Annotated in this window: 15 protein-coding genes, 2 tRNA genes and 3 pseudogenes; 3 read left to right on the top strand and 17 right to left on the bottom strand. The window is 62.6% G+C overall.

The genetic code is table 11. The annotated features are described in order from the left end of the window. Window positions 1-39: 39 nt before the first annotated feature. Window positions 40-1,212, bottom strand: coding sequence for a BaiN/RdsA family NAD(P)/FAD-dependent oxidoreductase (locus DWG20_RS12790; protein ID WP_115434166.1), 1,173 nt, complete (start codon window positions 1,210-1,212; stop codon window positions 40-42). A gap of 110 nt (window positions 1,213-1,322) precedes the next feature. Here DWG20_RS12790 and sodB point away from each other — a divergent pair, with 110 nt between their 5' ends. After that, on the top strand, window positions 1,323-1,901 hold the full coding sequence (gene sodB / locus DWG20_RS12785; RefSeq protein WP_115434165.1) for a superoxide dismutase [Fe]: 579 nt from the start codon (window positions 1,323-1,325) through the stop codon (window positions 1,899-1,901). A gap of 92 nt (window positions 1,902-1,993) precedes the next feature. Here sodB and DWG20_RS16610 read toward each other — a convergent pair whose 3' ends face one another. From DWG20_RS16610 to DWG20_RS12715, 13 genes are all read right to left on the bottom strand, one after another. Continuing rightward, complete coding sequence (locus tag DWG20_RS16610) at window positions 1,994-3,826, bottom strand: SurA N-terminal domain-containing protein (RefSeq protein WP_115434164.1); 1,833 nt, start codon at window positions 3,824-3,826, stop codon at window positions 1,994-1,996. A gap of 68 nt (window positions 3,827-3,894) precedes the next feature. Further along, window positions 3,895-3,971 (bottom strand) — tRNA-Asp (locus DWG20_RS12775). Between the two features lie 5 nt (window positions 3,972-3,976). Continuing rightward, window positions 3,977-4,053: transfer RNA gene (locus DWG20_RS12770), tRNA-Val, on the bottom strand. 32 nt (window positions 4,054-4,085) lie between these two features. Further along, complete coding sequence (locus tag DWG20_RS12765; RefSeq protein WP_115434163.1) at window positions 4,086-4,355, bottom strand: HU family DNA-binding protein; 270 nt, start codon at window positions 4,353-4,355, stop codon at window positions 4,086-4,088. Window positions 4,356-4,522: 167 nt separating this feature from the next. After that, the gene (gene lon / locus DWG20_RS12760; RefSeq protein ID WP_115434162.1) at window positions 4,523-6,940 is read right to left on the bottom strand and encodes an endopeptidase La; all 2,418 of its coding nucleotides are present in this window, start codon (window positions 6,938-6,940) and stop codon (window positions 4,523-4,525) included. Window positions 6,941-7,089: 149 nt separating this feature from the next. Then, window positions 7,090-8,370 carry an ATP-dependent Clp protease ATP-binding subunit ClpX gene (clpX, locus tag DWG20_RS12755; RefSeq protein WP_115434161.1) on the bottom strand — a complete coding sequence of 427 codons (1,281 nt, stop codon included), beginning with the start codon at window positions 8,368-8,370 and terminating at the stop codon, window positions 7,090-7,092. 15 nt (window positions 8,371-8,385) lie between these two features. Further along, on the bottom strand, window positions 8,386-9,012 hold the full coding sequence (gene clpP / locus DWG20_RS12750) for an ATP-dependent Clp endopeptidase proteolytic subunit ClpP (RefSeq protein ID WP_115434160.1): 627 nt from the start codon (window positions 9,010-9,012) through the stop codon (window positions 8,386-8,388). Between the two features lie 24 nt (window positions 9,013-9,036). Further along, on the bottom strand, window positions 9,037-10,344 hold the full coding sequence (tig, locus tag DWG20_RS12745) for a trigger factor (RefSeq protein ID WP_115434159.1): 1,308 nt from the start codon (window positions 10,342-10,344) through the stop codon (window positions 9,037-9,039). 1,049 nt (window positions 10,345-11,393) lie between these two features. After that, window positions 11,394-12,047: an ankyrin repeat domain-containing protein gene (locus DWG20_RS12740; RefSeq protein ID WP_115434158.1), complete on the bottom strand. Its 654-nt coding sequence runs from the start codon at window positions 12,045-12,047 to the stop codon at window positions 11,394-11,396. A gap of 188 nt (window positions 12,048-12,235) precedes the next feature. Continuing rightward, window positions 12,236-12,607, bottom strand: coding sequence for a VOC family protein (locus DWG20_RS12735; RefSeq protein WP_115434157.1), 372 nt, complete (start codon window positions 12,605-12,607; stop codon window positions 12,236-12,238). A gap of 137 nt (window positions 12,608-12,744) precedes the next feature. Next, a complete protein-coding gene (locus DWG20_RS12730; protein WP_181880915.1) occupies window positions 12,745-13,464 on the bottom strand; it encodes an META domain-containing protein in 720 nt (239 codons plus the stop codon). A 628-nt stretch (window positions 13,465-14,092) separates the two neighbouring features. Next, the gene (locus DWG20_RS12720) at window positions 14,093-14,935 is read right to left on the bottom strand and encodes an IS3 family transposase (RefSeq protein WP_115434119.1); all 843 of its coding nucleotides are present in this window, start codon (window positions 14,933-14,935) and stop codon (window positions 14,093-14,095) included. 20 nt (window positions 14,936-14,955) lie between these two features. Next, a complete protein-coding gene (locus DWG20_RS12715) occupies window positions 14,956-15,249 on the bottom strand; it encodes a transposase (RefSeq protein ID WP_115434118.1) in 294 nt (97 codons plus the stop codon). 62 nt (window positions 15,250-15,311) lie between these two features. Here DWG20_RS12715 and DWG20_RS12710 point away from each other — a divergent pair, with 62 nt between their 5' ends. Further along, window positions 15,312-16,310, top strand: coding sequence for an IS110 family RNA-guided transposase (locus DWG20_RS12710; protein WP_115434155.1), 999 nt, complete (start codon window positions 15,312-15,314; stop codon window positions 16,308-16,310). A 323-nt stretch (window positions 16,311-16,633) separates the two neighbouring features. Here DWG20_RS12710 and DWG20_RS12705 read toward each other — a convergent pair. From DWG20_RS12705 to DWG20_RS12695, 3 pseudogenes are all read right to left on the bottom strand, one after another. Further along, window positions 16,634-17,565: pseudogene (locus tag DWG20_RS12705) on the bottom strand (IS5 family transposase). A gap of 57 nt (window positions 17,566-17,622) precedes the next feature. Beyond that, window positions 17,623-18,048: pseudogene (locus DWG20_RS12700) on the bottom strand (transposase family protein); the annotation flags it as partial. 162 nt (window positions 18,049-18,210) lie between these two features. Further along, a pseudogene (locus tag DWG20_RS12695) lies at window positions 18,211-18,351 on the bottom strand (IS5/IS1182 family transposase); the annotation flags it as partial. A 36-nt stretch (window positions 18,352-18,387) separates the two neighbouring features. Between DWG20_RS12695 and DWG20_RS16775 the strand changes: the two are divergent. Then, the gene (locus tag DWG20_RS16775) at window positions 18,388-18,978 is read left to right on the top strand and encodes a transposase (protein ID WP_115434153.1); all 591 of its coding nucleotides are present in this window, start codon (window positions 18,388-18,390) and stop codon (window positions 18,976-18,978) included. Window positions 18,979-19,090: the final 112 nt, after the last annotated feature.

Genomic DNA, 19,090 nt, shown 5'->3' with positions numbered 1-19,090 from the left:
AGACACGCCCACCGGCCAGCTTCGGTGATTTTACCAGTTTTAGGCGTGCTGGCCGGCAACAAAGCCGGACGACCACGCCCACTGGAAGTTGTAGCCGCCGAGCCAGCCGGTGACGTCGACCACCTCGCCGACGAAGAACAGGCCGGGCACGGCCTTCGCCATCATCGTCTTCGACGACAGCGCGTCGGTATCGACACCGCCGCGCGTCACCTCGGCCTTCTTGTAGCCCTGCGTGCCGTTCGGCAGCAGGCGCCAGCGATGCAGCGCCTCGGCCAAGCGGGTCGCCTGTTTGGGGTTCAGGTCTTTCACGCGGCCGGCGTAGCCTTCGCCCTCGAGCCAGGCCTCGGCCAACCTTTTCGGCCAGCCGATGTCGGCGAGCCAGTTCGACAGCTTCTGTTCGCTGCCGGCCGACGCCTCCAGCAGCGCGGCCGCCGACTGGCCGGGCAGCATGTCGATCGTCAGCGTCTCGCCCGGGCGCCAATACGACGACGCCTGCAGGATCGCCGGGCCTGACACGCCCTTATGCGTGAACAGCGCCATCTCGCGGAAGCGCCCCTTGCCGGCCGATGCCTCGACGTCGAGCGACACGCCCGACAGCGCCGCGAAACGCGCCGCGTCGTCGGCGTGGAAGGTTAAGGGCACCAGCGCCGGTGCGAGTTCCGTGACGGCGAGGCCGAACTCTTCGGCCAGGCGATAGCCGAACGGCGTCGCACCGATCTGCGGGATCGACAGGCCGCCAGTCGCGACGATCAAGCTCTCGCTCTCGAACGTGCCGCGCGACGTGCTCAGCTTGAAACGGTCGCCCTTCTCTACCGATTCGACGGCGGTCTGCATCAGCCGCGTCACGCCGCCGAGACGGCATTCGGCGTCCAGCATGTCGATGATCTGCTGGCTCGAATCGTCGCAGAACAGTTGGCCGAGCGTCTTCTCATGGTAGGGAATGCCGTAGCGCTCGACCAAGGCGATGAAGTCGTGCTGCGTGTACTGCGCGAGCGCCGAACGGCAGAAGTGCGGGTTGGCCGACAGGTAGCAGTCGGGGCGCACGTTGAGGTTGGTGAAATTGCTGCGCCCGCCGCCCGAAATGCGGATTTTCTCGGCGAGTTTCGTCGCATGATCGAGCAGCAGCACGCGGCGTCCGCGCTGGCCTGCGCTCGCCGCCGCCATCAGGCCGGCGGCCCCGGCGCCGAGCACGATCACATCGTAAAATTCCATATCTTTATTACTTTACTGTTTTTGTCAGCTATTGGCTTAGAACCGGCAATTCCATTACACTTTTCACACAGAGCACCTATGCTATCTGTTTCCACCCTCAGGAGCGCAAAATGGAACACAAACTGCCCGAACTGCCGTACGCGCTGGACGCCCTCGCCCCATTCATCTCCAAGGAAACGCTGGAGTACCACTACGGTAAGCACCACCAGACCTACGTCACCAACCTGAACAACCTGATCAAGGGTACCGAGTTCGAAAACGCTTCCCTGGAAGAGATCGTCAAGAAATCGTCCGGCGGCGTGTTCAACAACGCGGCCCAGGTCTGGAACCACACCTTCTACTGGTTCGGCATGGCCCCGAACGCAGGCGGCGAGCCGACCGGCGCGCTGGCTGACGCGATCAACGCCAAGTGGGGTTCGTTCGAAGAGTTCAAGAAAGCGTTCAACGCGGTCGCCGCCGGCACCTTCGGCTCCGGCTGGGCCTGGCTGGTGAAGAACGCCGACGGTTCGCTCGACCTGGTGTCGACCTCGAACGCCGCCACCCCGCTGACCACCGACAAGAAACCGCTGTTGACCTGTGACGTGTGGGAACACGCGTACTACATCGACTACCGCAACAGCCGCCCGAACTACCTCGAGTCGTTCTGGAAGCTGGTGAACTGGGAATTCGTGGCCAAGAACTTCGCCTGATCGAAGTTGCGGCCAACAAAAAACGCGAAGCGAGTGCTTCGCGTTTTTTTACGTCCGCGCCACCAGAGCAGGAATGGCGCGGAATCTAGACCTTACTCGGCCGGCTGCTGGCTGACGGTGACCTTGTACTTCTCGCGCAGGAGGCCCAGATAGCTAGTCGCCTGCGCGTTGGCGCTCACCTCACCCAGAAGCGCGGCGATCTGCGGGCCTTCGGCCGGATCGGCCGCCTTCGGCGCGTTCACGCCGACGACGTTGATCAGCACGTACTCGCCGTTGTCGCGCTTCGCGCCGGCGTAGGCCGGAACGTTCTTGACCGGCACCGAGAACGCTTCGCGCAGCTCGGCGATGCTCAGGCTGCCCGGTGCACGACGCGACACTTCACCGGCATCGGCCCAGGAGAGCCCCGCCACCGGCTTGCCGGCCTTCAGATCGGCCAACATCGCCTTGCCGCGGGCCTCGGCCAACTTGGCGCCTTCGCGCGCGACCAGTTCGGCGCGGATCACGTCCTTCACCTCGTCGATCGCCTGCGCGCGCTCCGGACGGTGTTCGACCGCGCGGATGACGACGACGGTATTGTTGCCGACGTCGACCGGCTCGCTGTTCTGCTTTTTCTTGACCACTTCGTCGCTGAATGCCGCTTCGAGCAGCTTCGGATGGGCAAACAGCGGCCGTACCACGTTCTTGTCGCCCTTGACCAGCCAGTCGGCGCTCTCGACCTTCAGGCCGAGCGCGTCGGCCGCCGGCTTCAGCGAAGTGCCCTGTTGGTAGACGAGGTCGCCGAGCTTCTCAACTTCGGCTCGGAAAGCGGCGCTCGCCTTCTGGCGTTTGATGCGTTCTGCCGCCTCGGCGCGCGCCGCGGTCTGATCGGGCGCCTTCACTTCATCGAGCCTAATGATGTGATAGCCGAACTCGGTCTCGACCAGATCGCTGATCTGGCCCGGCTTCAGGCTGAACACGGCATCGTTGAACGGCTTAACCATCATGCCCTGCGCGAAGAAGCCTAGGTCGCCGCCCTTGACCGCGCTGCCAGGGTCTTGCGAGCGCGCCTTGGCCAGCTCGGCGAACTTGGCCGGATTGGCGCGGACGTCTTTCAGGATCGCGTCGGCATCCATCTTCACCTTGGCCTTGTCGGCCGGCTTCGCCCCCGCCGGCACGGTCAGCAGGATGTGCGATGCGCGTCGCTCTTCCTTGCCGACGTCACCGGCGTGATCCTGCAGGTACTTCGCGACCTCGGCGTCGGACACGTTCTGGCGCGCGGCCAGCGCCTCCTGCGACAGCACCAGGTATTCGAGCTTCACCGCCTCGGGCGACTTGAAGCGCTTGGCGTTGGCGCTGTAGTAGGCCTTGAGTGCGGCGTCGTCGAGCTTGAGCTCGCCGGCGAAGGCTTCGGGCTTCAACAGCGCCAGTTTCAGCACGCGCGACTCGCCCATCAGGCGCGCCACTTGCGCAACCTGCGTCCTAGACACGAACTGACCGTCGAGGAAAGGCAGTAGCTGCTCTTTCAGCACCACCTCGCGCGCGATCTGCGCCTCGAAAGCCTGCGGCGTCAGATTGCGGTTCGCGAGGAATTCGCGGTAGCGCGCTTCGCTGAAGCGACCGTTCTCCTGCAGCACCGGCAGGCTGGCGATCACCTGGCGCAGCGCTTCGGGCGATGCGGACAGGCCCTGGTGGCGCCCCTCGGCCAACAGCAGCTCCTGACGGATCAGGTTCTCGAGCGCCGCCTGGCGCGTCGCGGCGTCGGCCGGCTGGCCTTCGAGTGCGCGGTCGAGATCCTTCTTGTAGATCTTCACCTTGTCCACCTTGGCAAGGTAAGGGTCGTCCACGGCAGAGGTATAGCTGCCGACGCCGAAACCGACGAAGGTCAGCGCGACGGCGCCGAGGATCACCTGCAATGCGAGTCTGTTGTTCTGGACGAAATCAAACATGGCGTACGCGGCTTGGTCGTAGAAGATAAGAAAAAAGGTGAACGCAACCGGTTCACCTTTTTGAATTCTGGCGGAGCGGACGGGACTCGAACCCGCGACCCCCGGCGTGACAGGCCGGTATTCTAACCAACTGAACTACCGCTCCAGATGTGGTGGGTGATACTGGACTCGAACCAGTGACCTCTGCCGTGTGAAGGCAGCGCTCTACCAACTGAGACTAATCACCCCAAGTTGCCCTTAAGCGAGCAACGAGGGCAGATTATAGCGCGTCTTTGAGCGCTTTGCCAGCGCGGAATTTCGGGGAACGCGCCGCCGGGATGGTGATGGTTTCGCCGGTCTTCGGGTTGCGGCCGCTGCGCTCTGCGCGCTCGCCGACGTAGAAAGTCCCGAAACCCACGAGGGTCACGTCTTCGCCTTTTTTCAGCGAGTCGGTCACCGCGGCGATGATGCCGTCGAGCGCCTTGGAAGCCGATGCTTTGGAAATATCGGCGTGGGTGGCGATGGCATCGATCAGTTCAGACTTGTTCACGGGAGTCCCCTTTCGTCATTCTATTGGACTAGGTCATTCGGATAAGACGCTAGCTTTATAACAAGGCGAAAATCACCGTGTCAAGCGAGCTCTGCGGTCAGCCTGCAAACTACCAGACCGGCCGCAAACCCGCAACAGGCAAGGATTTCGTCTCCTTGACAAATGAATTAATGCGTCCTTGCAGGCGCCGCTGCCGCCGGGTCGGCGGGCGGGGTCACTTCGACCGAAACGGCCTCTTCGGACAGGGGCTCGGGGCTGTGCTCGAGCGCCAGATTGAGCACCTCGTCAATCCACTTAACTGCATGAATTTCCAGCTTTTGTTTGATATTGGCCGGAATCTCGACGAGATCCTTCACATTGCCGACCGGGATCAGCACATGCTTGATGCCACCACGGTGTGCAGCCAGCAGCTTCTCCTTCAAACCGCCGATAGGCAGCACCTCGCCACGCAGCGTGATCTCGCCGGTCATCGCGACGTCGGCACGTACCGGGATACCGGTCAACGCCGACACCATCGCTGTCGTGATGCCGATGCCGGCACTCGGACCGTCCTTGGGCGTCGCACCTTCCGGCAGGTGGATGTGCATGTCGAGCTTCTCATAGAAGTCCGGCTTGATCCCCAAGAGACGGGCACGGCTGCGCACCACGCTCATCGCCGCCTGGATCGACTCCTGCATCACCTCACCGAGCTGGCCGGTGCGGATGATGGCGCCCTTGCCCGGTAGCGACACCGCCTCTACGGTCAAGAGCTCGCCTCCCACCTCGGTCCACGCGAGGCCGGTGACCTGACCGACACGGTTTTCCGACTCGGCGACGCCGTACTCGAAGCGACGCACGCCGAGGTATTTCTCGAGATTCTTGGCATTGACCGTCGCCTTGCCGGCCACGCGCCCTTTCTTCATCGACTGCATCGTCACGACCTTGCGGCAGATCTTGGCGATCTCGCGGTCGAGACTGCGCACGCCGGCCTCTCGGGTGTAGTAACGCACGATGTCGCGAACCGCCGACTCCTGAATGACCACCTCTTCCTCTTTCAGGCCATTGGCATTCATCTGCTTGGACACCAGGTACTTGATCGCGATATTGACCTTCTCGTCCTCGGTGTAACCCGACAGGCGGATGATCTCCATCCGGTCCATGAGCGCCGGCGGGATGTTCAGCGAGTTCGCGGTCGCGACGAACATCACGTCGGACAGGTCATACTCGACCTCGGCGTAATGGTCGGTGAACGAGTGGTTCTGCTCCGGATCGAGCACCTCGAGCAGCGCCGACGACGGATCGCCGCGGAAGTCGGCGCCCATCTTGTCGACCTCGTCGAGCAGGAACAGCGGGTTCTTGACGCCGACCTTGGTCATGTTCTGCAGCACCTTGCCCGGCATCGAGCCGATATAGGTACGGCGATGACCCCGGATCTCGGCCTCGTCTCGCACGCCGCCGAGCGCCATTCGCACGAACTTCCGGTTGGTCGCGCGCGCGATCGACTGGCCGAGCGAGGTCTTGCCGACGCCGGGCGGGCCGACGAGGCACAGGATAGGCGCCTTCAGTTTGTCGACACGCTGTTGCACCGCGAGATACTCGAGGATGCGTTCCTTGATCTTTTCGAGTCCGAAGTGGTCCTCGTCGAGAATGACCTCGGCGTTGTCGATGTCCTTGTTGATCTTGGTCTTCTTCTTCCAAGGCAGATCGAGCAGGGTGTCGATGTAGTTGCGCACCACGGTCGCCTCGGCCGACATCGGCGACATCATCTTCAGCTTCTTGAGCTCGGCCAAGGCCTTGTCGCGCCCCTCCTTGCTCATGCCGGCGGCGCGGATGCGTTTTTCCAGCTCGTCGAGGTCGCTCGCCTCGTCGAGTTCGCCGAGTTCCTTCTGGATCGCCTTGACCTGTTCGTTCAGGTAGTAGTCGCGCTGGCTCTTCTCCATCTGGCGCTTGACGCGGCCGCGGATGCGCTTCTCGACCTGCAGGATGTCGATCTCGCCTTCGAGCTGCGACAACAGGTGCTCGAGACGGTCCTTGACATCGAACATCTCGAGCACGTCCTGCTTCTGCTCGAGCTTGAGTGGCAGGTGCGCGCTGATCGTGTCGGCCATGCGGCCGGCGCGTTCGATGCCCGACAGCGACGTCAGGATCTCGGGCGGGATCTTCTTGTTCAGCTTGACGAACTGTTCGAACTGGGCGAGCAGCGCGCGGCGCATCGCCTCGATCTCGGTCGTGTCGTCGCCCTCGCTAGCGAGCGGCGCCACGTCGGCGACGAAGCAACCGGCCTCGTCGCGGACCTCGTGTACGACGGCGCGCTGACGGCCTTCGACCAGCACCTTCACCGTGCCGTCGGGCAGCTTCAGCATCTGCAGCACGGACGCGATCGTACCGACCTTGTACAGGTCTTCGGCTTCCGGCTCGTCTTTGGCGGCCGAACGCTGCGCGACGAGCAAGATCTGCTTGCCCTCGTCCATCGCGGCCTCGAGCGCCTTGATCGACTTGGCACGGCCGACGAACAGCGGGATCACCATATGGGGGAAGACCACCACGTCGCGCAGCGGCAACAGCGGCAGCGTAGCGTCTTCGAGGAGTTCGGCGGGTTGCGTCATGTCATCTGACCTTGCTTGATGAATGGGAGGTTGCTTCTGAAATGGGGCGGCCGGGGAATAATTCAAGCTACCCCATACTAAATCAGCGGGCCGGCAAAAACAAAAACCGCCCTTGCGGGCGGCTTGCGGAAAGCTCGGCTAACCTTGGATCAGGCGGTCTGCGCGACGCCTTCTTCACGGTCGCGGAACACGAGCAGCGGCTTGTCGCCCTTCTCGATCACCTTCTCGTCGACCACCACCTTCTCGATACCGTCGAGCGACGGCAGTTCGTACATGGTGTCGAGCAACGCGCGCTCTATGATCGAGCGCAGGCCGCGCGCGCCAGTCTTGCGCGCCAGCGCCTGCTTGGCGATCACGCGCAACGCCGACGGACGCACCTCGAGTTCGACGTTCTCCATCGAGAATAGCTTCTGGTACTGCTTGACCAGCGCATTCTTCGGCTGCGTGAGGATGCTGACCAGCGCCTCCTCGTCGAGCTCCTCGAGCGTGGCGACCACCGGCAGGCGGCCGATCAGCTCGGGAATCAGGCCGAACTTGATGATGTCGCTCGGCTCGACCTCCTTGAACAGCGTCGACACGCTCTTGCCGCCTTCCTTCGAGGTGACCTCGGCGCCGAAGCCGATGCCACCCTTCTCGGATCGCTGGCGGATGATCTTGTCGAGGCCGTCGAAAGCGCCGCCGCAGATGAATAGGATGTTGGTCGTATCGACCTGGATGAACTCCTGGTTCGGGTGCTTGCGGCCGCCTTGCGGCGGCACCGACGCGACCGTGCCCTCGATCAGCTTCAACAGCGCCTGCTGCACGCCCTCGCCCGATACGTCGCGGGTGATCGACGGGTTTTCCGACTTGCGCGAAATCTTGTCGATCTCGTCGAGATAGACGATGCCACGCTGCGCCTTGTCCGCGTCGTAGTCGCACTTCTGCAGCAGCTTCTGGATGATGTGCTCGACGTCCTCACCGACGTAACCGGCCTCGGTCAGCGTGGTCGCGTCGGCGATCACGAACGGCACATCCAGCAGCTTGGCCAGCGTTTGCGCCAACAGCGTCTTGCCCGAGCCGGTCGGCCCGATCAAGAGGATGTTGCTCTTGGCGAGTTCGACGTCGTCCTTGCTCGCCGGCGTGTAGAGCCGCTTGTAGTGGTTGTACACCGCGACCGACAGCGTCTTCTTCGCCAGTTCCTGGCCGATGATGTGCTGGTCGAGCGACGCACGGATTTCCTGCGGCGTCGGCAGCTGCGGCGTCTCGGACGATTCGCCCTCGCCACCCTCGGCCGGCGCCACCTGCTCGTCGCGGATGATGTCGTTGCACAGGTCGACGCACTCGTTGCAGATGAACACCTGCGGACCGGCGATCAGCCGCGTCACTTCGTGCTGGCTCTTGCCGCAGAAGGAGCAGAACAACAGCTTGTCATTGCTTTGGTTGTCGGACATGGACTTGCGTTCCTATCAGGCCTGCACGTCCCTGCGGGACGCCAGCACCTTGTCGATCAGGCCGTAGGCTAGCGATTCCTCGGCCGACATGAAATTGTCGCGATCAGTCGCGCGCTCGAGGTCTTCGACCGGGCGGTTGCAGTGCTCGGCCATCAGCTCGTTGAGTTTGCGCTTGATCTTCAAGAGTTCGCGCGCGTGAATCTCGATATCCGACGCCTGACCCGACAGCCCGCCCAGGAGCGGCTGGTGGATCATGATGCGGCTGTTCGGCAGCGCGAAGCGCTTGCCCTTGCTGCCGGCCGACAGCAGGAAGGCGCCCATGCTGGCGGCCTGCCCGATGCACAGCGTCGACACGTCGGGCTTGATGAACTTCATCGTATCGTACACCGACAGGCCGGCGGTCACCGAACCGCCCGGCGAGTTGATGTAGAAGTAGATGTCCTTGTCCGGGTTTTCCGACTCAAGGAACAGCATCTGCGCCACCACCAGGTTGGCCGACTCGTCGGTGACGGGACCGACCAGGAACACGATGCGTTCTTTCAACAGGCGGGAGTAGATGTCGTAGGCACGCTCGCCACGACCGCTCTGCTCGACCACCATCGGCACCAGGCCCAGGGCCTGCGGGTCCATCATCGATTTCATCGGCCAACTCCGGTTAGCGGTTTATCAGGCGTTGTTGCCCATCAGTTCGTCGAACGCGACGTCTTTTTCGGCCACTTTGGCCTTGCCGAGCACGAAGGCCACGACATTGTCTTCCAGCACCATCGAGGTCGGACCTTCGAGGCGATCCGGGCTCTCGTAGTACCATTTCAGCACGTCTTCCGGCTGCTCGTAGCTCTCGGCGAACTCCTTGATCATCGCCTCGATCTGTTCCGGCTTCGCGTCGAGTTCGTTCGACTTCACCACTTCGGCCAGGATCAGGCCCAGCGCGACGCGGCGCTCGGCTTGCTTGGCGAACAGTTCGGCCGGCAGCGGCATCTCCTTGGCGTTGATGCCACGCTGCGCCAGATCCTGACGAGCCTGTTCCATCAGACGGCCGACTTCGAGTTCGACCAGCGCCTTCGGCAGTTCGATCTCGGTCGCGTCGAGCAGCGCCTGCATCACGTTTTCCTTGGTGCGGGCGGCCAGGCGGCGCTTCACTTCGCGCTCGATGTTCTTCTTGATCTCGGCGCGCATCTTCTCGACGTCGCCGTCTTCGATGCCCAGCTGCTTGGCGAACTCGCCGTCGATTTCCGGCAGCTGCGCTTCGGCGACGTTCTTCACGGTGATCGCGAACACGGCCTGCTTACCGGCCAGTTCCTTGCTGTGGTATTCGTCCGGGAAGGCGACGTTGATGTCGCGCGTCTCATCTTCCTTCATGCCCTTCACGCCGTTCTCGAAGTCGGCGAGCATCTGGCCCTGACCGATCACGAACGGGAAGTTTTCGGACGCGCCGCCGTCGAAGGCCACGCCGTCGACGGTGCCCTTGAAGTCGATGATCACACGGTCGCCGTCGGCCGCTTCGCGCTCGACGCGGTTGAAACGGGTGCGCTGCTTGCGCAGGATCTCGATGGTCTTGCCGACTTCGGCATCGGACACCGGGGTCACCGGCTTTTCGATTTCCTTGTCGGCCAGCTCACCGATTTTCACTTCCGGGTACACCTCGAAGGTGGCGGCGAACTTGAACAGGTCGGCGTGGCCTTCGTTCGACACCGACTCGAAGCGCGGGTAGCCGGCGACGCGCAGCTTCTGCTCGGACACCGCGCGGTAGAAATTCTGTTGAACCTGCTCGCCCAGCACTTCTTCGCGCACTTGCGCGCCGTAGCTCATTTCTACGACCTTGACCGGGGCCTTGCCCGGACGGAAGCCCTGGATCTTGGCGGTGCGCGCCACACGCTTGAGGCGTTCGACCACTTGCGCGTCGATGTCGGCCATCGGCAAGACGATGTTCAGGCGACGCTCCAGGCCGCTCAACGTTTCCAGCTGTGCTTGCATGCTTAAATCCTTAAACCTGTTTCGATGCGTATATATAAGTGACTTGGGGCTAGACGGCGGGCCGTCGGCTGCCGGCGCGCGGCAAAGAAATGCGGGAATGCCGTCATGCTTGCACTTCCACCTGCTTTGGGACCCACCCGGGGCGCTTCCCAAGCTCGCCGGCCTCGCGTGGCCCGCGGCCACTGCTAAGCTTTAAAGGGCGCAGTATAACCTTCAGGTATGCACTACGCCAATGTTGCGGCCCCCGCCAGAATATTCAAGCCACCCGGTCAACGAAGCTTATCCTGCCAATTCAAGGACTCCCACTTTCCATCAGGTGCGGCCGGCTCGTGCTCTCCGGGACACTCCCGGCGGGTGCTTGGCATTGCCATCGTGGCACACCCCTGTCGAACGGAAAGTCTTACCACAACCGTACCAGCCGTCCAAAGAGCCGGCGGAACGGGCAAATCTCGGGGAAAATTAGAAATAGAGATGGGAGACGTGGAAAAACAGAGAGCCAGGGGTCTCGCCCATATCGGGCTACATGCCGCAGTTGGATTTACTGCTTATAGGGATGGCGAATATGCACCCGTGGTGCAAGGGAAGAGACTCGAACAGCCTTGCAAACAGCGGCACCCAGCTCGATCCGGGACAGTTTTGGGACAGTCAAAAAAAATTTCGACAAGAATCCGCAACGCAGCACGCCCGCAGGCCCAGTCGACGGCAACCAAGCGGGGCACCCCACCCCCGCCAAGTTGCACAGACACTCAACAACAACGCCACCATCCCCGCGGCTATGGCGTCTTGACCGCTGAGCGCCGCTGCGACTGCCCGGCGCCAAGCACCTTCAATAGCCGTACGAACCACCAGGCCCCATCCCCCCCCCCCGCATCGGCGGCGGGGCACCGGCAACGTGATGCCGCGCGCCTTCGCCCGCTCCTTTCTCATGATGATGGTCCTTTCCGTCGCTGCGAAGAAACGGGCGCCGCATTACCCTTTATCCTGATAAGGCTTTTTGAACCCATCATAGACGGCCAGCCCTCGCTCATTCGGCCATGCCCCCTCCGGGATTAGCGCGCGCCGGCCGCGCGCAGTTGCCTGGCGATGTCCTTGTAGCCCTTGCGTTCGGCGTGGGTCAGCGGCGTGACGCCGTCATGATCCGGCAGGTTGACGCTGGCGCCGGCCGCGATCAGCTGCCGCACAATCTCCTGGTGCGCCGACCCGCCGTCCGACAGCAGAACCGCCTCCAGCAGCGCCGTCCAGCCCAGGCGGTTGACATGGTCGACATTCACGCCGGCGGCGATCAGCCGGCGCACCACCTCGACATGTCCGCGCTCGGCGGCCGGGATCAGCGCTGTGCCGCCGTAGCGGTTGGTGCTTTTCAGGTCCGCGCCATGCGCGAGCGTCAGATCGAGGATGGCCAGCCGACCCTCCGCCCCGGCAAGCAGATAGGGGCTGTCCTGCTTGGCGTCCTTCGCGTTGACGTCCGCGCCGGCCAGAATCAGCGCCTTCGCGACCGCCACGCGGTCCAACTGGGTGGCCAGCAACAGCGGCGTGCGGCCGACCTCGTCGCGCGCCTCGCGCAACGACGACCCCGGCGCCAGCAGGCGCTGCACGGCGGGCAAATCGTTGGCGCGCACGGCTTCGTGCAACGGGGTGGCTTGGGCGGGAGAAAACATCATGATGCCGACCAGGGTGATGAGGTTGTACAAGCGTTCCAGCATGGCGAAGACGACCGGTAAACAAGGAATGCCCGTACTTTACGAAATCATCCGACGGCTTGGAAATGACATGGCGCGATAGCCGATAGTGGCTTTTTCAATAACGCCCGGTGGTTCGCGGCAGTCGAGCGCGGACCGGCAAGAACAAGCCGAGCCGCGGCCCGGCTTGCATGAGCCGCCGGGCCGTTCTCTTACTGCATGGAGTGCAGGCCGATCACATTGCCTTCGGTGTCGACGACCAGCGCGATGAAGCCGTAAGGACCGATGGAAAATTTGTCCTTGAAGATATTGCCGCCATTTTCCGAGGCGCGTTTTGCCTCCACGCCGCAGTCCGCGCAACTGAAATAGACGATTGTGCTGTTGCCACCGGAAGGGCAACCCTCCATCTTGGTCAGCGCGCCCGAAGCGCCGGTGCCTTCCGGCAACATCGGAAAGGCCCACATCTCAATATCGGGGCTTTCCAAATTCTCCAGACGGGTCGCAAAGACCTCCTCGTAAAAGGCTTTCGCCCGATTCATGTCCTGCACGTAAATTTCAAACCAGCCGATCGGATTGTGTGCCACGACAACGCTCCTTTGCTTGGGTAACGCCAGAGGGACAGACGCCTCGCAGGAGGCGACCTGTCGTTCGACATAAGCGGCGACCATAAACGGACGACACCCGCCCGAAAATGCCCGCTCGCCGGAAAAATAGCCGCCGATCAGCGCCGCGCAGTGATCTTGCGGCCTTGCGCGTCGATCAGCACCAGCGCACCGGTGTCGCTGATCTCGAAACGGTTCACGCCCTGCAGGATGTCGAGGAAACGCTGCTCCTGCCGCATCAGCGCGGGCGCGCAGGCCATCAGCGTGCCTGCTCCTCGGCCAACGGCCAGGCTCTCGCCGGTCAACGTGTAGCTGGTCGAGTAAGAGTTGCACGACGCGCGGCCGTCCAGGCGACCGCCATCACGGAAATTCAGCGTGGCGCGCGAGCTGTCGATGATGCCGCCACCGCCGATGTCCTCTACCACCCACTCCGCACCCCGCAGCAGCGCGACGGGCTCGCCGCCGCAACCACGGAAGCGTCGGCCGTCGAGCGCCGCTTCCACACTGAACGGATGCGGCATGCCGGTCATATCGTCGCGGCACACGCGCGGCGTCACCGCGACGTCAATCGCACGCCCGCTCACCTTGCCCGCGTAACGACGCACGCCGTCGACCATCCGCACCGGGGGCGCGGCGCCCTCCACGCGCAGCCCGCCCGCCTCGGCAAAGCGCAGCGTCGAGCCGATATCCAGCGACCAGAACGGCTCGTTGCCGCGCGCGCGCAGCGGCGCCGCCTCCGCGCCATCGCCAGCGCTGCCACCACCCGTGGCACACCCCACCATGGACGCGCTTAAAACAACCAGCGCGCAAGCACGCCAGGACGTCATGGAGCGCCGCATAGCCTTTCTCCAGTTAAGTACCCGCAAGGACATGACATGATGCTAGACGGTCGGCCACGGGTAAGCAATCGGCCGGAACGGCTTCTTGGGAGCGTGGATAGCGCGCGGAAGTTCAAAGACTACCGCCGACGGGGACGACGCAGTCGATCGGCCCGCCACTAACGCGCGGGAGGAAAGCCGGGGTTGGCCAAGGACAGAACTGTTGCGACGGCGGGAATGGCGTGGCTCGGCCAACGTTGGCGGCGATGAGGTTGGCCGAGCGCCCTGCCCGTTCGGGTCGCGGCGGCCGAGAGCGGGCGTTTGACATGAGGAGCGGCCGCAAACAGCAGGCCGAAGGACAGCCCCTCTACAGGGAAGGGTTAGGCGACACGCCGCTGCTCCAAGAGCAGCCGCACCGCGAGCGTGCCAAGGACAAGCCCCATAAAGTAGCGCTGAACCGAGAGCCAGGTTGGATTCTGCGAGGCCTTGTTAATGGTATGGACGCCCCCTTCCTGAAGCGGCATCGCGGTGCCACAGTGAGATTGCTATCGCCTCACTGATCGAAGGGAGCGTCACCATGAACAGTAGAACGATCGGGCTGGATCTGGCCAAGAATGTGTGGTCTGTCCCGAACACAATGGACAGTTAGTTAAGCACTGAGCAGCGCTTGGCGCTGCTCGAATTCCATCGGACTCAGATAGCCCAGCGTCGAATGGCGACGCTGGTGGTTGTAAAAGCGGATGTAGTCGAACACATCTCGCCGGGCTTCGTCGTAGCTCCGGTAGCGGGCCAGGTAAACCCGCTCCGCCTTCAGCGAACGGAAGAAGCTTTCCATCGCCGCATTGTCCCAACAATTGCCCGCTCGGGAATGGCTCGGCACGATGCCGTGTCGCCTGAGCAGGGCCTGGTAGTCGAACGCGCAGTACTGGCTACCCCGGTCAGAATGCAGCAATACTTCGCCTTGCGGTTGTCGACAGGCGACCGCCATCGTCAGCGCCGCCTGCACCAACTCTTGCTGCATGCGGTGATGCATCGCCCAGCCCACTACCGCCCGTGAGTGCAAATCCAGTACTACTGCCAAGTACAGCCAGCCTTGCTCGGTACGGATATAGGTCATATCCGATACCCAACGCTGATTCACGCCGGGGGCGGCAAACTGGCGCTCCAGCCGATTCGGTGCCACCGGCAGCACATGCTTGCTGTCTGAAACCGGCCGCCAGCGCTTGCGTGAACGCACCCGCAAGCCACCTTCCCGCATCAGTCGCGCAATTCGATGCCGCCCACAGGCCAGGCCCTGCGCGACCAGTTCGGCATGAATCCGTCGGTGCCCGTAAATGCCGTTCACCTCGGCAAACACCAGGCGAATCTCCCGTAACAAACGGCGATTAGCCATCTCCCACGCCGAGGGCGGGCGTTGCCGCCACGCATAATAGCCGCTGCGCGAGACGCGTAGCAGCCGGCACATCAGCGCCACCGGATAGCGCCCAGCCAACGCTTCGATAACCTGAAACCTTACTTCGTGGGGTGCGAGAAGATGGCGAGCGCCTTTTTTAGTACGTCGCGCTCCATGGTGACACGCGCCAGTTCGTCGCGCAGCCGTTTGAGCTCGGCGGCCTCGCCGAGCTGTTTACCGTTGCCGGGGAAGGCGTCAGCACCGCCGGTCAGATACTGACGCTTCCACTTGCCCAGCAGGTTCTCGGATAGGCCGAGCGCTTGGGCGACGTGACGCAGCGGTGAGCCGGCCAGCACCTGCTCGACGGCCTCGCGCTTGAAGGATTCGGGGAAGTTTCTACGGGTTTGGGTCATGAACACTCCTTGGCGGACATTATCCACCTTAAGTCAGTGTCCACCGAGCCCGGGACAGACCAGTGTTCCAGGTGCACGGTGTGGATGCGCATGGCAGAACCGTGCTGCGCAAGCAACTGGCGCGACACCAGGTGGCAGCCTTCTTTGCCAACCTGCCGCCCTGCCTGGTGGGCATGGAAGCGTGTGGCAGCGCCCATTTCTGGGCCCGGAAGCTGTCAACTCTGGGGCATGTCGTCAAATTGATGGCACCGCAGTTCGTGAAACCCTACGTCAAAGGCAGCAAGACGGATGCAGCGGATGCCGAAGCGATCTGTGAGGCGGTTTCTCGGCCGAACATGCGGTTCGTGCCGGTCAAGCAACCCGAGCAACAAGCGCTGTTGGCCGTCCATCGGGCACGCGCTGCTTTCGTCAAAGCCCGCACCGCCCAGGCCAATCAACTTCGCGGCTTGCTGGCTGAATTCGGGATGGTCATCCCACTCGGCCTGGCGGCACTCCGTCAGCGCTTACCGATGATTCTGGAAGATGCCGAGAATGGTTTGCCGGGCATGATGCGCGAACTGGTTGCCCGACTGGTGGAGCATCTTCAGGTGCTGGATCAGCAGGTGGCGGAACTGGAGCGACAGATCCAGCTCTGGCATCGCCAGAGCGAGCCGTCACGGCAACTGGCGGCGATCCCCGGCATTGGCCCCATTACCGCAACAGCACTGGTGGCGAGCATCGGCGATGCCCGATCGTTTGCCAACGGTCGACAACTGGCGGCATGGTTGGGATTGGTGCCCCGACAGCACTCCAGCGGAGGCAAGCCCGTGCTGCGGGGCATCAGCAAACGTGGGGATGTGTACCTACGGACTTTGCTGATCCACGGAGCCCGGGCGGTCATCGGCCATTTCGAACGGCAGCGTGATCAAACCGATGGCTGGCTGAAACGCCTGTTGAGCCGGCGCCACCGTAATATCTCGGTCGTGGCCTTGGCGAACAAGAATGCGCGGATCGTCTGGGCGCTGCTGGCCAACGACCGGCAATATAGTGCGAACTATCCATCCACGTTGTTGGCGGCGTAACGACATCGGATCAAGAGATCAGCATCGTCAGCAGAGAGAAGGCCTTTTCACCGATTGCACAGGCAATCACGACGTGATGGCAAGTCAGGTCAGACCGTGACGGAGTAAACCTGGTTTATGCAAGGCACTGCGAGTGCGATTTGTTGCTCAGGCCTCAGTCAGCAGATTCCATCAGGGACAGAGACGTTGCGTCTCGGAACAGTCCGGATAGATGGCTGCAATCGCTCCTGCCTACCGTCATGAACTGAATGCTTGGCAAGCTGGGGGCGTCCATATATGCATAAGTCTGGCGTAGGCCAAGCAGCCGCTACCCCTGGCGGATTTCAGGCGTGAGCGACCGTCACCGGCATGCCCAGCCGATTGAACGTATTCAGAATCGCGCAGCGCACATGCACCTCGGCCACCTGACGCTCCGGTTGGCGGGATGCCAGTCGTTCACCCAGCAACTTGAAGCGCAACATGGTTGTCTCGACCAAGCTACGCCGATGGTAGCCCGTCCACTTCTTCCATAGCCGCCCGCCCAGATGCCTGGCTGCGGCCAGGGTGTCATTGCGGGCTTGCGCGAAATCGGCACGGTCTTGCCAAGGCTTGCCGTTGCGACGAGGCGGCACAATGACCCCGGCCCCACGCGAGCAAACCGCCCGATAGACGCCCCGCGTATCGTAAGGCCCATCGCCGCTGACACTCCCTAACTGCACATCTGGGCCAAGTTGGGACAGCAGCTCTTCCATCTGGGCCGCATCGCCCTGGCGGTGGTCGGTTATCTCCACCGCACGAATAGCCAGCGTCTTGGCGTCGATGGCTAAATGAACCTTGCGCCAGGCACGACGGTACTCGGCGCCATGTTTCTTGACCTTCCACTCGCCCTCGCCACAGATTTTGATGCCGGTACTGTCGACCCGCAGATGGAGGGGCTCTGCCCGCCGGCGAATGGGAATGTTGACGGTCAGAGTGGCCTGTCGCCGACTGACGGTGCTGATGCAGGGCACCGGCCAATCCAGCCCAACAGCTTCACCAAGCTACTGACCAAGCCACGTGCTTGCCGTAGCGCAAGCTTGAACAAGACTTTCATCGTCAGGACCGCCTGAATGGCCGCATCGGTGTAGACCTGCGGGCGACCATTGGCACCAGTACGACCATTGCCCAACCAAGGGATGTCCGGCGACATCCAGACCGTCAGATTCGCCCGGTTCTGCAGGCTACGGTTGTATTCAGGCCAGTTGGTGGTGCGGTAACGGGTCTTGTGCGGGTTCATGGGGCGAGTCTACCTGCCACCTCCTGCGCTGGCTTGGCAGGACTTATGCAACAGCGCCTCGATGTGCACAAAGCCGGGCGTGTACCTCTTGAAGGCTTTAGGCGGTGCGGCAACCTGATCGGGCTTGGCCTCAAGATCGGCCAGCCGGGCCACGCCATGACGGCGTAAGCAGCGATCCAGCCCGGCACGCGACACCTTGGCATTGATGAACTCGCGGGTCACGGCCAGCAGGTCGTCCAGCGGCAGCTTGAGTGTAGTGCGCAACTCCACCACCAGCGCCTCTTGCACCGGTGTTAGCGTGGTCTGCAGGTGGTGGGAGGTGTGCGAACGATCCTGGGTAGATTCCCGGCGCTGCCATTTGCGGATGGTGCCGATACCTACGCCAAGCTCTTCGGCCAGCTCCCGCTGAGTCTTGGTGGATTGACGGATATAGGCGCGAATCGCCGGCGTGGTACGCGCATTTTTGTGAAGACGAATGTTCAAGATTGGGCCTCGGCAGCGGACTGCTGCAGGCTACCCAAAATGTCTCTCGCCAGGAAGAGCGGGTAGCTGCGGCGAGCTATCCAATTGTCCGAGACCCAACACGTAGGCGCCATCGCCGCTCACGGAAAGAACCGTTTCATCGGACGGAATCTGATCCAGTCACTCGGACAGCATGGGCGCGTCGCCCACCGTGTTGTCGCTGACCTCAATGGCCCGGATCTCCAGCGTCTGCGCATCGATGCCCAGATGGACCTTGCGCCACTGGCGGCGATACTCGGCGCCGTGCATTTTTGTCTTCCACTCGTACATGAACGCCCCCAGCCTTGGTAGGCTACGAGGATGAAGAAGCCATACCAGACGCGCTACCGCACCACCAACTGGCCCGAGTACAACCGTAGCTTGCAGCGTCGGGCTGACCTGACGGTATGGATATCCCCCGAACTGCCATGGCTAGGCAATGAGCGGCCGGGCCAGAATGGACGGCCGACGACCTATCGCGATGCCGCCATCCAGGCCGTACTGACCCTGAAGGTGCTGGTCAGTCTGCCGCTACGCCAGGCGCGCGGATGGGTATGCAGCCTGCTGCGCTTATTGAAGCTGGATGGGTCAGTGCCGTGCTACAGCACGGTCAGTCGGCGCCAAGTGACGCTGGCGGTCCAGATTCCGGTTCGTCGCTGCCATGAACCGCTCCCCCTGTTGGTCGATAGCACCGGTACAAGGTGCAGGGCGAAGGGGAGTGGAAGTTCAAGAGGCACGGTGCTGACTACCGTCGGGTCTAGCGTAAAGTACATCCGGCTGACTGCTCGTCGACCAGAACGGCAGGCCGCGGCAGTGCGCATACGGTGCGCCATCCTGAATACGCTCAACCGGCTGGGCATGCCGGTAACGGTTCCCTTTGCCTCAAATCCGTCAGGGGTTGGGGCTGCTTGACCTGAACCAAGGTTGTGCAACAACGCCCAATCAGATGCGGAAATATGGGTAATTATGGGGAAAATGGGGACCGGGGCGAGACAACAAAAAAGCCCCGAAACCGTTGCTACGC

Source organism: Crenobacter cavernae (genome assembly GCF_003355495.1).
Classification (GTDB): domain Bacteria; phylum Pseudomonadota; class Gammaproteobacteria; order Burkholderiales; family Chromobacteriaceae; genus Crenobacter; species Crenobacter cavernae.
The sequence above is the reverse complement of the archived record's forward strand: the minus strand, read 5'-3'. Positions and strand labels throughout refer to the sequence as shown.

What these genes read in the sequence shown, in the direction of transcription:
- DWG20_RS12715 (WP_115434118.1), bottom strand. Translation starts at nt 15,249, where the DNA reads ATGACCCAAACCCGTAGAAACTTCCCCGAATCCTTCAAGCGCGAGGCC.
- DWG20_RS16610 (WP_115434164.1), bottom strand. Translation starts at nt 3,826, where the DNA reads ATGTTTGATTTCGTCCAGAACAACAGACTCGCATTGCAGGTGATCCTC.
- lon (WP_115434162.1), bottom strand. Translation starts at nt 6,940, where the DNA reads ATGACGCAACCCGCCGAACTCCTCGAAGACGCTACGCTGCCGCTGTTG.
- DWG20_RS12790 (WP_115434166.1), bottom strand. Translation starts at nt 1,212, where the DNA reads ATGGAATTTTACGATGTGATCGTGCTCGGCGCCGGGGCCGCCGGCCTG.
- DWG20_RS12740 (WP_115434158.1), bottom strand. Translation starts at nt 12,047, where the DNA reads ATGCTGGAACGCTTGTACAACCTCATCACCCTGGTCGGCATCATGATG.
- tig (WP_115434159.1), bottom strand. Translation starts at nt 10,344, where the DNA reads ATGCAAGCACAGCTGGAAACGTTGAGCGGCCTGGAGCGTCGCCTGAAC.
- clpX (WP_115434161.1), bottom strand. Translation starts at nt 8,370, where the DNA reads ATGTCCGACAACCAAAGCAATGACAAGCTGTTGTTCTGCTCCTTCTGC.
- clpP (WP_115434160.1), bottom strand. Translation starts at nt 9,012, where the DNA reads ATGAAATCGATGATGGACCCGCAGGCCCTGGGCCTGGTGCCGATGGTG.
- DWG20_RS12730 (WP_181880915.1), bottom strand. Translation starts at nt 13,464, where the DNA reads ATGCGGCGCTCCATGACGTCCTGGCGTGCTTGCGCGCTGGTTGTTTTA.
- sodB (WP_115434165.1), top strand. Translation starts at nt 1,323, where the DNA reads ATGGAACACAAACTGCCCGAACTGCCGTACGCGCTGGACGCCCTCGCC.
- DWG20_RS16775 (WP_115434153.1), top strand. Translation starts at nt 18,388, where the DNA reads ATGAAGAAGCCATACCAGACGCGCTACCGCACCACCAACTGGCCCGAG.